We start from the raw sequence: 14,025 nt of genomic DNA, 5'->3' as shown, positions 1-14,025 counted from the left end.
TCTCAGGGTTTACGACTGCTGCGCAGCCGGACGGGGATAAATCCCCTCGCCACAGGGTACCGGCAGACAACACCGAAACCGCCTCGTACAATGCCCGCTGCCCCGCAGGAGATTTCCATGACGCGTCCCGCCCCCGTCCGCAAACCCCGTGCCCGCAGTCAGGCGCGGATCGATTCGATACTCGACGCCGCGCGCACGCTGCTGGCCGCCGAGGGCGTGGCGAGCCTGTCGATCTACAGCGTCGCCGAGCGTGCGCAGATTCCGCCCTCTTCCGTGTACCACTTCTTCGCCAGCGTCCCGGCACTGCTCGAAGCGCTGACAGCAGATGTCCACGCGGCGTTTCGCGCGTGCCTGCAAGCACCGATCGACCATGACGCGTTACGTGACTGGCGCGATCTATCACGGCTGGTGGAGCAGCGGATGCTGGAAATCTACGGCGAAGATGCGGCCGCGCGGCAACTGATTCTTGCGCAGCACGGACTGACCGAAGTGACCCAGGCTGACCGTCAGCACGACCTGGAACTGGGCGACCTGATGCACAAGCTGTTCGACCATCATTTCGAGCTGCCGAGGCTGCCGGGCGATGTCGATGTGTTTGCCCTGGCGATGGAACTGGGCGACCGGGTTTATGCACGCTCGGTGCAGCAGCACGGGCAGATCACTCCGCGCATGGCCGAGGAAGGGATGCGGGTGTTTGATGCCTATATCAGCCTCTATCTTCCGCCCTATCTACCCAAGCGCTGAGACATGATCGTTCCCACGCTCTGCGTGGGAATGCAGCCCGTGACGCTCCGCGTCACTGGACGCGGAGCGTCCCTAGAGGCATTCCCACGCAGAGCGTGGGAACGATCAGGGCTCACACCCCCCGGGGTTGTTTTTTGCTCACCGGCTTACAACTTGGCGATCGATACCTCGGTGGATTTCACAAAGGCGATCACTTCGCTGCCCACCACCAGTTCCAGTTCTTTCACTGAACGTGTGGTAATCACCGATGTGACGATGCCCGAAGCGGTCTGCACGTCGATTTCCGACAGCACGTCGCCGAGGACGATTTCCTTGATCGAGCCTTTGAACTGGTTGCGCACGTTGATGGCTTTGATAGTCATGGCGTTGATTCCTGTCGTTGTGGATAAGTGAGTCATTGCGCCCAACGCAATTGCGTAGGCAGGGGTGAAACGGGTTCCGGCGCCGGCGGTTCGCCGGGCAGGGACAGAACACGGTTGAGCACTTCGGTTTCCAGCGCGGCGAGGCGATGCGAGCCACGGACCCGAGGGCGTGGCAGTTCGACCTGCAGATCGAGGCCGACCTCGCCGTCCTCGATCAGGATCACCCGGTCGGCAATCGCCACCGCTTCGCTGACGTCGTGAGTCACCAGCAGCACGGTAAAACCGTGTTGCTGCCAAAGCCGTTCGATCAGTTGCTGCATTTCGATGCGGGTCAGCGCATCCAGCGCGCCAAGCGGTTCGTCGAGCAGCAGCAAACGCGGTTGATGGATCAGCGCGCGAGCCAGCGCGACCCGCTGCTTTTGGCCACCGGACAAGGCTGCCGGCCACTCATCGGCGCGATCCGCCAGACCCACCGCTTCCAGTGCATCCAGCGCTTGCTGGCGCCAGTTGCCCTTGAGGCCGAGACCGACGTTGTCGATGATCTTTTTCCACGGCAGCAGGCGCGCCTCCTGAAACATCAATCGCGTATCGTCCCGCGCCTGGCTGAGCGGCGCGGAGCCGGCGAGCAGGTCGCCGCCCGTCGGTTGGTCGAGGCCGGCGAGCAAACGCAAAAATGTGCTTTTGCCACAGCCGCTGCGCCCGACCACGGCGACGAATTGCCCTGCCGGAATGTGCAGGTCGATATCCCGTAGCACTTGGCGTGAGCCAAAGGTTTTCTGCAGGTTGCGCACTGCCAGCGGAATCCCGCGCAGCAGGCGTGGAGGTTGTTGAGCGGTCATGCTGCACCTCCCTTGACAACCTGATAGGCCGGATGCCAGCGCAACCACACGCGTTCAAGTCCACGAGCCGCAAGGTCGGCGAGTTTGCCGAGCACGGCGTAAAGCAGGATCGCCAGTACCACCACGTCGGTTTGCAAGAACTCGCGGGCGTTCATCGCCAGATAGCCGATGCCCGAGCTGGCCGAGATGGTTTCGGCGACGATCAGCGTCAGCCACATGAAGCCCAGGGCGAAGCGCACGCCGACCAGAATCGATGGCAGCGCCCCCGGCAGAATCACCTGCCAGAACAGGCTGAAACCGCTCAAGCCATAACTGCGCGCCATCTCCACCAGCGCCGGATCGACGTTGCGGATGCCGTGATACGTATTGAGATAAATCGGGAACAACGTACCCAGCGCCACCAGAAAAATCTTCGCTGACTCGTCGATGCCGAACCACAGGATCACCAATGGAATCAGCGCCAGATGCGGCACGTTGCGGATCATCTGCACCGAGCTGTCGAGCAGGCGTTCACCCCACTTCGACAGACCCGTGATAAAACCCAGCACCAGGCCAATGCTGCCGCCGATGGTGAAACCCAGTGCCGCGCGCCACCCGCTGATCGCCAGATGCGTCCAGATCTCGCCGCTGCGCACCAGACTGACGCCGGCCTCGATCACCGCTACCGGCGCCGGCAGAATCCGTGTCGACAGCCAGCCCGCCGACACCGACAACTGCCACACCGCCAGCAGCAACACCGGCAACGCCCAAGGCGCGAGGCTGTGGATAAATTTCTTCATGGCCGCGCCTCAGCTCTGCGATGCGGCTTTGGGCAGGATGTCGTTGGCGACCATCTCGCCGAACGGGCTGACATAACCGGCGCTTTTCGGCAGTTCCGGGCGCTCGACGTCGAGGTGCGGAAACAGCAGTTCTGCCACGCGATACGATTCTTCAAGGTGTGGATAACCGGAGAAGATGAAGGTGTCGATGCCCAGATCGGCGTATTCCTTGACCCGCGCCGCCACGGTCGGGCCATCGCCGACCAGTGCCGTGCCTGCACCACCGCGCACCAGACCGACACCGGCCCAGAGGTTGGGGCTGACTTCGAGATTATCGCGACTACCGCCGTGCAGCGCGGCCATGCGTTGCTGGCCGACCGAATCGAAACGCGCCAGCGAAGCCTGGGCACGCTTGATGGTGTCGTCGTCCAGGTGCGAGATCAGCCGATCCGCCGCTTGCCAGGCTTCAGCGTTGGTTTCACGCACGATCACATGCAGACGAATGCCGAAACGCACGGTGCGCCCAAGCTTGGCGGCTTTGGCCCGCACTTGTGCGATCTTCTCGGCCACTGCAGCCGGCGGCTCCCCCCAGGTCAGGACCATTTCCACTTGCTCGGCCGCCAGATCCTGCGCCGCTTCCGATGAACCACCGAAGTACAGTGGCGGACGCGGTTGCTGAATCGGCGGATAGAGCAGCTTGGCGCCTTTGACGCTGATGTGTTCGCCATCGTAATCGACGGTCTCGCCTTCCAGCACGCGGCGCCAGATGCGGGTGAATTCCACCGAGGCCTGATAGCGTTCTTCATGGTTGAGGAACAGACCATCACCGGCCAGTTCTTCCGGGTCGCCACCGGTGACCAGATTGAACAGCGCGCGCCCGCCGGACAGACGATCCAGCGTCGCTGCCTGCCGCGCCGCGACCGTCGGGGAAATGATCCCGGGACGCAGGGCGACGAGGAATTTCAAACGCTGGGTCACCGGGATCAGCGAGGCCGCGACCAGCCACGAATCTTCGCAAGAACGCCCGGTGGGAATCAGCACACCGCCGAAGCCGAGACGATCCGCCGCTTGCGCGACCTGTTGCAAATAGCCGTGATCCACCGCGCGGGCGCCTTCGGCGGTACCGAGATAATGGCCATCGCCGTGGGTAGGCAGGAACCAGAAGATATTGAGGCTCATGGAGTGGTCTCCTTGGGGATTCGAATTACTGCGCGGTAGCCACAGCGGCCGGTGGGGTCCAGATCACGTCCTTGATGCTCAACGGCTTGGGAATCAGCTTGAGCTGGAAGAACGTGTCGGCGATTTTCTGTTGCGCGGCGACCACTTCCGGAGTCAGGAACAGCGCACCGTAACCCTGGCGTTTCACCGAGGTCAGGGTGATGTCCGCCGGCAGGCCGAGCAGTGGCGCGACCTGTTGGGTCACGTCTTCAGGATTGGCTTTCGACCACTCGCCCACGGCGCGCACTTCTTCGACGAGGGTCTTGATCACCTCGGGATTTTTCTGCGCGTAAGGTTTGGTCGCGAGATAGAACTGGTGGTTGTCGACGATGCCTTTGCCGTCGCGCAGGGTGTGCGCCTGCAATTGCTTTTCGGCGGCAGCCTGGTACGGATCCCAGATAACCCACGCGTCGACACTGCCGCGCTCGAACGCAGCGCGGGCGTCGGCTGGCGGCAGGAATACAGTCTGGATATCGGTGTATTTGAGGCCGGCGTCTTCCAGTGCGCGCACCAGCAGGTAATGCACGTTGGAGCCTTTGTTCAGGGCGACTTTCTTGCCCTTCAGACCGGCCACCGATTTGATCGGCGAGTCTTTCGGCACGAGGATCGCTTCGCTGTTCGGCGCCGGCGGTTCATAGGCGACGTAGAGCAGATCGGCGCCGGCCGCTTGGGCGAATACGGGCGGCGTCTCGCCGGTCACGCCGAAGTCGATCGAGCCGACGTTGAGGCCTTCCAGCAGTTGCGGGCCGCCGGGGAATTCAGTCCACTGCACGTCGACGCCTTGCGCGGCGAGACGTTTTTCCAGGGTGCCTTTGGCTTTGAGCAGCACCAGGGTGCCGTACTTTTGATAACCGATCCGAAGCGTCTCGGCCTGGGCTTGAGTGATGGCGCCGAAGGACACAGCCGCAGCAAACAGAGCGACCAGACCACGACGCAAAAATACAGTGCGCATTGCGCTCTCCTTTTTGCTGTTGGGTTTTGGCTGCACCTGCTTGCCCGTTGGCGGGCGAGTAAGGCCAGTACTTCAAATTTCGGTGTGGCTTAAATGCTCCAGCGAGCACTCAACAAACGTTCATTCAGCAGGCCCGGCTCCAGCGGTTTCGGCCGGCGCGCCATGGCGCCGATGAACTGGTCCAGCGCCTCGTGCAACCGTTGCTCCAGTGCCGGCGCCAGTTGCGCGGCGGCACTGCCTTCGCCGTAAGCGATCTGGCTGTCCTCGGCAAAAATGCCCTGAAGCATTTCCTGGGCTTTCAGCGCCGACAGCACAGGCTTGAGGGCGTAATCGACGACCAGCATGTGGGCGATGCTGCCACCGGTGGCCATCGGCAAGACTATCTTGTGGTTCAAGGCGCGCTCGGGCAGCAGATCCAGCAGGGTTTTCAGCGCCCCGGAAAACGAGGCCTTGTACACCGGGGTAGCGATGAGCAGGCCGTCGGCGTTTTCGATCTGTTGCAGCAGGTCGAGGACCTTCGGGCTGTCGAAGCGGGCGTGGAGCAAGTCCTCGGCCGGGAAGTCCCGCACCTGATAACTCACCACTTCCACCCCTTGCTGTTGCAACCAGCGTTGCGAACGCTCCAGCAGCACCCCGGAACGGGAGCGCAGGCTGGGGCTGCCACCGAGTGAGACGACCAGCATTGCAGATTCCTTTAAGCGTTACCGGCGATTCGCGGGCTGCGATCTCGCTTCATTGGGAGTGACCTTACCAGTTGATTTATATATCCATAAATCATATTTATTCATTTGGTTATGCATTTAAGAGATATGCCGTTGAGCCGAATTCAGGCGAAAAAAAAGGCCGTCGAAACGGCCGGAATTCCCCTGCGTCCAATATTCTGTGTTGCCTGGACTGATGCCTTCGCGAGCAAGCCCGCTCCCACAGGGAAACGCATTCCAAATGTGGGAGCGGGCTTGCTCGCGAAGGCGGCGGCGGCAGCTACTGCGCAGAACGTTCTGATTTATTTGTTCGGTTGCGGCGTCAGGCGCAGGTACGGCTTCACCGCACGATAGCCTTTCGGGAAGCGCTGCCTGATTTCTTCCTCGTCCTTGAGCGACGGCACGATCACCACCTCTTCACCGTCCTGCCAATTGGCTGGCGTGGCCACTTTGTAGTTGTCGGTGAGTTGCAGCGAATCGATCACCCGCAGGATCTCGTGGAAATTGCGCCCGGTGCTCGCCGGGTAGGTGATGGTCAGGCGGATCTTCTTGTTCGGGTCGATGACAAACAGCGAACGCACGGTCAGGGTGTCATTGGCGTTCGGGTGGATCAGGTCGTACAGATCGGAAACCTTGCGATCGGCATCGGCCAGGATCGGAAAGTTGACGATGGTGTTCTGGGTTTCGTTGATGTCTTCGATCCACTTGTGGTGCGAGTCCACCGGGTCCACCGACAGCGCAATGGCCTTTACGCCACGCTTGTTGAACTCATCCTTGAGCTTGGCAGTGAAGCCCAGCTCGGTGGTGCACACAGGGGTGAAATCCGCCGGATGGGAAAACAGCACGCCCCAGCTATCGCCCAGCCATTCGTGGAAACGAATCTTGCCGGCGCTGGAGTCTTGTTCGAAATCGGGGGCGATGTCGCCGAGTCTGAGGCTCATGGTGCTGCTCCTGATGAGGGATGGGAGACAACAACTGTAGCTCGGGATCAATCAGCGTGAAAAAGAATAAATAAATAGATATCTAGATCATTAGTGAATATTAAACATCTGTTCATTGGACACCGGCCAGCATCGCGACGAACATCGGTCGCAAGGTTCGAGAAGGCCTTGAGTTGCAGCAAAGAGGGACATCGAGAAGGGCTTACGGGGGTGAGCCTGACTCGAAACGCAAAAGCCCCGTCCGGCGCGATGCCGGACGGGGCTTTTTTACATCAGGTACCTGAACGCGCTATTACAGCAGCGGGATCGAGTAGCTGACGATCAGGCGGTTTTCGTCCTGCGAACGGGTGTTCGGCAGGTCGGTGCGCCATACAGCGTTTTTCCACATCAGGCCGACGTTCTTGAACGGGCCTTCCGGTACGACGTAACCGATGGTGAAGTCGCGTTCCCACTCGGAGCGGTTCGAAGCGCTTTCGCGGCCGTTGGAGCCAACGGTGTCGATGCTGTCGCCTTTGAGGTAAACCACACCAGCGGTCAGGCCAGGTACGCCGACTTTGGCGAAGTCATACGAGTAGCGAGCCTGCCAGGTTTTCTCGCCGGCACGGTTGAACTTCTGGATCTGCATGTCGGTGATGGTGTAGTTCGACGAACCGTCACCCTGGTTCAGCCAAGGGAAGTCGCTGCTGCCATTGGAAACCTGATAGCCACCACCGAAAGTGTGGCCGGCAACGGTGTACAGGAACAGGCCGCTGTACAGGTTGTTGTCGACTTCACCGCGACCGTTACGAACGCCGGTGTAGTTACCGGTGCTGTAGTAGGCCGGGTCGGTGCCGTTTTTGCCGTCATCGGAGCTGTTGAAGTAACGGAAGTCAGATTTCAATACGCCCGGGCCGATGGACCAGTTGTGAACCAGACCCAGGAAGTGCTGCTTGTAGAATTCTTCCAGGTTGCCGTAGTAGTACTGGGCAGTCAGGTCTTTGGTGATTTTGTAGTCACCACCGGCGTAGATGAACTTGTTGCTGTCACGGAAACCGGCACCGCGGGTGTTGGCGCCGCTGATAGACAGGTTTTCGTTGTTGCTGGAGTTACGACCTTTCACGGCTTCGATCTGGCCGCCGACCAGGGTCAGATCCTTGATCTCGCCGGAAGTGATCTGGCCGCCCTGCCAGGTTTGTGGCAGCAGGCGACCGTCGTTGGTGATGATCACCGGGTTTTTCGGCTGCAGGGTACCCAGCTTCAGTTCAGTCTGAGAGATCTTGGCTTTGGCAGTCAGACCCAGGCTGGAGAAGTTGTCCACGGCCTTGCCGTTGGACTCGCTCGGGAACACGGTGCCGCCGTAAGCAGTACCAGCGTTGCCGTTGGTACCGCCGCCCGAATCAAGACGCACGCCCAGCAGGCCAATAGCGTCGATACCGAAACCGACGGTGCCTTGGGTGTAGCCAGAGATGAAGCGCAGATCGAAGCCTTGGCCCCACTCTTCGTTCTTGTTGGCGCCAGCGCCATCGCGGTTGTCGGTGTTGATGTAGAAGTTACGCAGACCCAAGGTAGCCTTGCTGTCTTCAATGAAACCGGCGGCGCCTGCCTGCTGCGCCATAACCCCAACGGCCACGGCCAGGGCCAAGGTGGACTTGTTCATGTATCGCTCCTCTCGTTTCTAATTCTTGTGTTCCTGGTTCGGGGTCGATTTGCCCTGAATCCTAAGATGCGCGATTAGCGCCAGACCGTGACTGACAAGTCAATCGTAACCTTGTGTGTCTACGACCATCGTCTAATCGCAAGTGATTTGGTCCCTGCAGAGTAATGACGTCCTGATAAACCGAAAAAGAATTATTTCATTCCTTTTCATACCATTCGGATATATGGCCCATTAATGGCCATCTGCACCGGGAGACAGCGTATCGGCGCCTAAGCTCATTCCTAAATGGTATTTGTTGCCCTTTTTTTAGATCGATTAGCTTTGGCGTTCTCCCAACACGTCAAATCCCATCGAAAAGGCGACGCATCATGGCGAAACGCGCACTATCAAGTCAATTTGTTACAGTTTGTGTATCGGCGCTGATTTCTTTTTCAACACAGGCCGCCGGTCTGACGGTGGGTTATCAGACCGGTATTGATCCGAGCAAGGTGCCCCAGGCTGACGGCGTTTACGAGAAAACCATTGGCGAGAACATCGACTGGCGCCGCTTCAACAGCGGCCCGGAAGTTGTGACAGCCATTGCTTCCGGCGATGTGCAGATTGGCAATCTCGGCTCCAGCCCCTTGGCTGCGGCGGCCTCGCGCAATCTGCCGATCGTGGCGTTCATCGTCTCGGCGCAGATCAATGCCGCTGAGGCTTTGGTGGTGCGCAACGGCAGCGGCATCGACAAGCCGCAGGACCTGATCGGCAAGACCATCGCCACGCCGTTCGTTTCGACCTCGCACTACAGTCTGCTCGGCGCACTGAAGCACTGGGGCCTGAATACGTCGCAAGTCAAAGTGGTAAACCTGCAACCCGCTGAGATCGCTGCGGCATGGAAGCGTGGCGACATTGACGGGGCGTTCGTCTGGTCACCAGCGCTGGGTGAGATCCGCAAGACCGGCAAGACCCTGACCGACGCCGCTCAGGTCGGTCAGTGGGGTGCGCCGACTTTCGAGGTGTGGGTGGCGCGCAAGGATTTTGCCGAGCAGCATCCCGACGTGGTGGCAAAATTCGCCAAGGTCACGCTGGATTCGTTCGCTGATTACGCGGCGCATAAAGACAGCTGGACTGCCGACTCGGTGCCGGTACAGAAAATCGCCAAACTGACCGGTGCCAATGCCGCCGATGTGCCGGAATTGCTCGCCGGCTCTACTTTCCCCGACGCCAAGGCGCAGCAAACCACGGCGCTGCTGGACGGTGGTACGGCGAAGGCGATTGCTGAAACGGCGAAATTCCTGAAGGAACAGGGCAAGGTCGAGACGGTGCTGCCGGATTACTCGCCGTACGTCAGCGCCAAATTCATCACCGACTGAAATGCAAAACACTGTGGCGAGGGGATTTATCCCCGCTGGGTCGCGTAGCGGCCCCCTATGTTTTCACTTGGAAACGCAAGGGGACTGCTGCGCAGTCCAGCGGGGATAAATCCCCTCGCCACAGGAGACCTCGTTGAGCTTCAGAGGGTCTTTTCGAAGATTTTCGAGTTGCGCTGGTAGTTGTACAGCGAAGCCCGCGCCGCTGGCAGGCGTTCGACGCTGCTCGGCTCGAAGCCGCGCTCGCGGAACCAGTGCGCCGTGCGTGTGGTAAGCACGAACAACGTCTTCAAGCCCTGCGCCCGCGCCCGCGTCTCGATACGTTCGAGCAATTCATCGCCGCGACCACCGTGGCGGTATTCCGGGTTCACCGCCAGACACGCCAGTTCGCCGGCGTCGGAATCGGCAATCTGATACAGCGCCGCACAGGCGATGATCATGCCTTCGCGCTCAACCACACTGAACTGTTCGATCTCGCGCTCCAGCACTTCACGCGAGCGGCGCACCAAAATCCCCTGCTCTTCCAGCGGGCTGATCAGGTCGAGCAAACCACCGACGTCCTCAATCGCCGCCTCGCGCACCAGTTCGAATTGCTCCTGCGCGACCAACGTACCGCCACCGTCACGGGTGAACAGCTCGGTCAGCAGCGCGCCGTCTTCGGCGTAACTGACTATATGACTGCGCGCAACGCCACCACGGCAGGCTTCAGCGGCGGCATCGAGCAACTCCGCCTGATAATTGCTCATGCCCAGACGCTGCAAATGCGCCGGCACCTGTTGCGGACGCAGCTCGCGCACCAGTTTGCCGTTTTCGTCGATCAGGCCGAGTTCGGCACCGAACAGCAGCAGTTTATCGGCGCCCAGATCAATGGCTGCACGCGTGGCGACGTCTTCGCAGGCCAGGTTGAAGATCTCACCGGTCGGCGAATAGCCCAGCGGCGACAGCAATACGATTGAGCGCTCGTCGAGCAGACGGTTGATGCCTTTCCGGTCGACCCGACGCACTTCCCCGGTGTGGTGATAGTCGACACCTTCGAGCACGCCGATCGGCCGTGCGGTCACCAGATTGCCGCTGGCGACGCGCAGCCGCGAGCCTTGCATCGGCGACGAAGCCATGTCCATCGACAGGCGGGCTTCGATGGCGATGCGCAACTGGCCGACCGCATCGATCACGCATTCCAGGGTGGCGGCATCGGTGATGCGCATGCCGTGATGGTAATGCGGGGTCAGGCCGCGTGAGGCGAGGCGCGTTTCAATCTGCGGGCGCGAACCGTGCACCAGCACCAGGCGCACGCCAAGGCTGTGCAGCAAGACCAGGTCGTGGACGATGTTGCCGAAATTCGGATGCTCGACGCCGTCGCCGGGCAGCATGACGACGAAGGTGCAATCGCGGTGAGCATTGATATAAGGAGACGCGTGGCGAAGCCAATTGACGTATTCGGGCATGAACCTGGGCCTGTAAATAAGTAGCAGCCGAAAAAAGGGGCGAAACGAAAAACGCACAGCGGGCTGATGGTTATCGTCGGAACAGGCTTGGCGACACGCGCGCTCTCCTCATGAATACGGGTTGGGGTGCAGGCAATTTACCGGGTTCGATCAGACAAAACACAACTCCCCTGTAGGAGTGAGCCTGCTCGCGATAGCGGAATTTCAGTCAATATCTTCGGTGACTGACTCACCGCTATCGCGAGCAGGCTCACTCCTACAGGTACAGCATTCATTCACACAAGTTTGTCCGGGCTCAGGCAGTAATGTTCAATCAACTGCCGAATCAGATGCACGGTAGGCTGCAAACGTGACATTTCAAGGTATTCGCCAGGCTGATGCGCACAAGCGATATCGCCCGGGCCGAGCACGATGGTTTCGCAACCAAGGCGCTGAAGATAAGGCGCTTCGGTGCCGAACGCCACTGCTTCGGCACGATGACCGGTGAGCTTTTCGGCAATGCGCACCAGTTCGGCGTCTTGCGCCTGCTCGAACGGCGGCACTTCCGGAAACAACGGCTTGTAGTCGATCTTCACTTTATGCCGTTCGGCCACCGGATTGAGCTTGCGCAGGATTTCCGCGCGCAGCACGCTCGGGTCCATGCCCGGCAGCGGGCGCAAGTCGAACTCCAGCGAGCACTGGCCACAGATGCGGTTGGGGTTATCGCCGCCGTGAATGCAGCCGAAGTTCATCGTCGGTTGCGGCACGCTGAATTGCGCGTTGTTGAACTCACGCTGCCACAACAGGCGCAAACCGCGCAGTTCGCCGATCGCATCGTGCATGGCTTCGAGCGCACTGCGGCCCAGACGCGGGTCCGAGGAATGGCCGCTCTGCCCAAGGATGTCGATGCGCTCCATCATGATGCCTTTGTGCATGCGGATCGGTTTGAGCCCGGTGGGCTCGCCGATCACCGCGGCGCGGCCCAGCGGTTGCCCGGCTTCGGCCAGTGCGCGGGCGCCGGACATCGAGCTTTCTTCGTCGCAAGTGGCGAGAATCAGCAGCGGTTGCTTGAACGGTTGATCGAGCAGCGGTTGCACGGCTTCGATGACCAGCGCAAAGAAGCCCTTCATGTCGCAACTGCCCAGACCGACCCAGCGACCGTCGACTTCAGTGAGCTTCAGCGGGTCGGTCTGCCATAAAGCATCGTCATACGGCACCGTGTCGCTGTGTCCGGCCAGCACCAGCCCGCCGGGGCCGCTACCGAAACTGGCGAGCAGATTGAATTTGCCGGGGCTGACCTGGCGGATATCGCAGTTGAAACCCAGCTCGCCCAGCCACCCGGCGAGCAGATCGATCACCGCCCGATTGGACTGGTCGAGGCTCGGTTGGGTACAGCTGACCGATGGCGTGGCAATCAGCGCCGCGAACTGGTCTTGCATGGACGGCAAAGGCATCGCTGACTCCAACTCCCGATTTGAGGTCCATCATAGAACCATCCGGCGCTCGGAATAAACCGCCGCAGGGCGTAGGAAGTTTGAGTCCTGTACACTGCACGGCCTTGGCAGCCACACATTCCCCCGGCTGCGCTCCCGATCCTGGATTTTCCGGCCATGCAAAAAGAAACCGAAATCAAACTCCGCGTCAGCCGCGAAACCCTCGCCGCCCTGCGCGAGCACCCGCTCCTGAAAAAACGCAACAAAAGTGGCTGGGAACGCCGTGAGTTGATGAACCAGTACTTCGACACTCCCGAGCGCGACCTGGCCCAGGCCAAAGTTGCCCTGCGCCTGCGCAAAGACGGTGACGAAGTGATTCAGACCCTCAAGACCCGTGGCCACAGCGTCGCCGGTTTGTCCGAGCGTAACGAGTTCGACTGGAAACTTGCCAAAGCCAAACTCGACGTGAAGAAACTCGACGGCGAATGCTGGCCCGAGTCGCTGGCCGAGCTGGACAAGAAAACCCTCAAGCCGATCTTCACCACCGATTTCGTCCGCGAGCGCGCCGAAATTGCCTGGGGCCGTGGCAAGACCAAAGTGGTCATCGAGGCCGCGCTGGATCTGGGTCACGTCGTGGTCGGCAAGCAGAAAGAAGAAATCTGCGAGCTGGAACTGGAACTGCGCGAAGGCGAGCCGGCCGCGCTGCTGGAACTGGCCGCTGAACTGGCCGAAACCCTGGCGTTGATGCCGTGTGACATCAGCAAGGCCGAGCGCGGTTATCGTCTGCACGACGCCAACAGCTACTCGCTGAGCCTGCCGGCGCCAGAGCTGACGCCGGAAACCCAACTGGACGATGCCTTCGCCGCGCTGAGCTGGCACTTGCTCGGCAGCAGCCAGCGTCTGGCCGAACAGTATCGCTTCAACGGCCATTGGCGCCTGCTGCTGGACTGGGTCGAGAACCTTGCCGAAATGCGCGCCCTGCTCAGCAGCCTCGGCCAGGCGGCGCCGCGTCAGTCGACCCACGATCTGCGCGTGGCCCTTGATGCCTTGCTGGAAGACTGGCGCCCGCTGGTGCAGGTCGGCATCGAAGACGAAGACGTGCGCAAAGCCGCCCCGGAGCAGTTCCTCGAAGAACTCGAAGACCCGCGCTGGGGACAGTTCTCACTGAACGCTTCGCGCTGGTTGCTGGCCCGCACCTGGACCGTCGACCGTAACGTGCGCGGCAACCGCCAGGGTGGCGCGCAGTTGCACAGCTGGTTGCCGCGCCTGCTGGGCGAAGAAGCCACCGCCCTGCAATTGCAGCGTTATCAGCAGCAGCCGGAAGATCTGGCTGAGCAACTGCCGCGTATCGAGCGTATTCAAGTCTGGCTGCACCATGCGCGCAATGTGCTGGACATCGCGGAAATGGATCGCCTGTACGGCGAACTGAACAAACTGGCGCAACTGGCCAACGAGCCGACCATCACCGACGAACTGCTCGATGCGCGCAAGCAGCAGGCGATTGCGGTGTACCAGAACCGCGCGTGGAAAATGCTCCTGCGCATGTGATCCCCCTGTGGCGAGGGGATTCATCCCCGCTGGGTCGCGAAGCGGCCCCGCTCTTAAAAAAGCGGGGACTGCTGCGCAGCCCAGCGGGGATGAATCCCCTCGCCACACAAGCCATCC

The 14,025-nt window shown here is 60.7% G+C and carries 13 protein-coding genes; 3 read left to right on the top strand and 10 right to left on the bottom strand.

The window, feature by feature from the left end; all coding sequences use genetic code 11:
* Positions 1–117: 117 nt before the first annotated feature.
* Positions 118–744: a TetR/AcrR family transcriptional regulator gene (locus tag HU739_RS19205; RefSeq protein ID WP_186551267.1), complete on the top strand. Its 627-nt coding sequence runs from the start codon at positions 118–120 to the stop codon at positions 742–744.
* A gap of 146 nt (positions 745–890) precedes the next feature.
* Here the strand turns inward: HU739_RS19205 and HU739_RS19200 are convergent, their stop codons facing one another.
* From HU739_RS19200 to HU739_RS19165, 8 genes are all read right to left on the bottom strand, one after another.
* On the bottom strand, positions 891–1,106 hold the full coding sequence (locus tag HU739_RS19200) for a TOBE domain-containing protein (protein ID WP_003229256.1): 216 nt from the start codon (positions 1,104–1,106) through the stop codon (positions 891–893).
* Between the two features lie 32 nt (positions 1,107–1,138).
* Entirely contained in the window at positions 1,139–1,945 is an 807-nt protein-coding gene (ssuB, locus tag HU739_RS19195; RefSeq protein ID WP_186549549.1) for an aliphatic sulfonates ABC transporter ATP-binding protein, read from the bottom strand.
* Positions 1,942–2,724, bottom strand: a complete 783-nt coding sequence (gene ssuC / locus HU739_RS19190; RefSeq protein WP_186549551.1) for an aliphatic sulfonate ABC transporter permease SsuC — start codon at positions 2,722–2,724, stop codon at positions 1,942–1,944. Before ssuC ends, ssuB begins: the two co-directional genes overlap by 4 nt.
* A gap of 9 nt (positions 2,725–2,733) precedes the next feature.
* Positions 2,734–3,882 carry an FMNH2-dependent alkanesulfonate monooxygenase gene (gene ssuD, locus HU739_RS19185; protein ID WP_186549553.1) on the bottom strand — a complete coding sequence of 383 codons (1,149 nt, stop codon included), beginning with the start codon at positions 3,880–3,882 and terminating at the stop codon, positions 2,734–2,736.
* Positions 3,883–3,907: 25 nt separating this feature from the next.
* Entirely contained in the window at positions 3,908–4,873 is a 966-nt protein-coding gene (locus HU739_RS19180) for a sulfonate ABC transporter substrate-binding protein (protein ID WP_186549555.1), read from the bottom strand.
* 89 nt (positions 4,874–4,962) lie between these two features.
* A complete protein-coding gene (gene ssuE / locus HU739_RS19175) occupies positions 4,963–5,556 on the bottom strand; it encodes an NADPH-dependent FMN reductase (protein WP_042607062.1) in 594 nt (197 codons plus the stop codon).
* A 320-nt stretch (positions 5,557–5,876) separates the two neighbouring features.
* Complete coding sequence (locus HU739_RS19170) at positions 5,877–6,515, bottom strand: peroxiredoxin (protein WP_186549557.1); 639 nt, start codon at positions 6,513–6,515, stop codon at positions 5,877–5,879.
* Positions 6,516–6,807: 292 nt separating this feature from the next.
* Complete coding sequence (locus HU739_RS19165; RefSeq protein ID WP_186549560.1) at positions 6,808–8,151, bottom strand: OprD family porin; 1,344 nt, start codon at positions 8,149–8,151, stop codon at positions 6,808–6,810.
* Between the two features lie 365 nt (positions 8,152–8,516).
* Between HU739_RS19165 and tauA the strand changes: the two genes are divergently transcribed.
* On the top strand, positions 8,517–9,506 hold the full coding sequence (gene tauA / locus HU739_RS19160; protein WP_407681963.1) for a taurine ABC transporter substrate-binding protein: 990 nt from the start codon (positions 8,517–8,519) through the stop codon (positions 9,504–9,506).
* Between the two features lie 140 nt (positions 9,507–9,646).
* Here tauA and argA read toward each other — a convergent pair whose 3' ends face one another.
* Both argA and argE read right to left on the bottom strand, forming a co-directional pair.
* Positions 9,647–10,948: an amino-acid N-acetyltransferase gene (gene argA / locus HU739_RS19155; RefSeq protein WP_186549564.1), complete on the bottom strand. Its 1,302-nt coding sequence runs from the start codon at positions 10,946–10,948 to the stop codon at positions 9,647–9,649.
* 275 nt (positions 10,949–11,223) lie between these two features.
* Positions 11,224–12,381 carry an acetylornithine deacetylase gene (argE, locus tag HU739_RS19150; RefSeq protein WP_186549566.1) on the bottom strand — a complete coding sequence of 386 codons (1,158 nt, stop codon included), beginning with the start codon at positions 12,379–12,381 and terminating at the stop codon, positions 11,224–11,226.
* 156 nt (positions 12,382–12,537) lie between these two features.
* Here argE and HU739_RS19145 point away from each other — a divergent pair, with 156 nt between their 5' ends.
* A complete protein-coding gene (locus HU739_RS19145; RefSeq protein ID WP_186549568.1) occupies positions 12,538–13,908 on the top strand; it encodes a CYTH domain-containing protein in 1,371 nt (456 codons plus the stop codon).
* Positions 13,909–14,025 lie beyond the last annotated feature (117 nt).

Source organism: Pseudomonas hamedanensis (assembly GCF_014268595.2).
GTDB lineage: Bacteria > Pseudomonadota > Gammaproteobacteria > Pseudomonadales > Pseudomonadaceae > Aquipseudomonas > Aquipseudomonas hamedanensis.
Note: the sequence above shows the minus strand (reverse complement) of the source record. Positions and strands in the feature narration are given on the sequence as shown.

Coding starts and splice junctions, on each gene's coding strand:
- HU739_RS19205 (WP_186551267.1), top strand. CDS start 118: ATGACGCGTCCCGCCCCCGTCCGCAAACCCCGTGCCCGCAGTCAGGCG.
- HU739_RS19200 (WP_003229256.1), bottom strand. CDS start 1,106: ATGACTATCAAAGCCATCAACGTGCGCAACCAGTTCAAAGGCTCGATC.
- ssuB (WP_186549549.1), bottom strand. CDS start 1,945: ATGACCGCTCAACAACCTCCACGCCTGCTGCGCGGGATTCCGCTGGCA.
- ssuC (WP_186549551.1), bottom strand. CDS start 2,724: ATGAAGAAATTTATCCACAGCCTCGCGCCTTGGGCGTTGCCGGTGTTG.
- ssuD (WP_186549553.1), bottom strand. CDS start 3,882: ATGAGCCTCAATATCTTCTGGTTCCTGCCTACCCACGGCGATGGCCAT.
- HU739_RS19180 (WP_186549555.1), bottom strand. CDS start 4,873: ATGCGCACTGTATTTTTGCGTCGTGGTCTGGTCGCTCTGTTTGCTGCG.
- ssuE (WP_042607062.1), bottom strand. CDS start 5,556: ATGCTGGTCGTCTCACTCGGTGGCAGCCCCAGCCTGCGCTCCCGTTCC.
- HU739_RS19170 (WP_186549557.1), bottom strand. CDS start 6,515: ATGAGCCTCAGACTCGGCGACATCGCCCCCGATTTCGAACAAGACTCC.
- HU739_RS19165 (WP_186549560.1), bottom strand. CDS start 8,151: ATGAACAAGTCCACCTTGGCCCTGGCCGTGGCCGTTGGGGTTATGGCG.
- argA (WP_186549564.1), bottom strand. CDS start 10,948: ATGCCCGAATACGTCAATTGGCTTCGCCACGCGTCTCCTTATATCAAT.
- argE (WP_186549566.1), bottom strand. CDS start 12,381: ATGCCTTTGCCGTCCATGCAAGACCAGTTCGCGGCGCTGATTGCCACG.
- HU739_RS19145 (WP_186549568.1), top strand. CDS start 12,538: ATGCAAAAAGAAACCGAAATCAAACTCCGCGTCAGCCGCGAAACCCTC.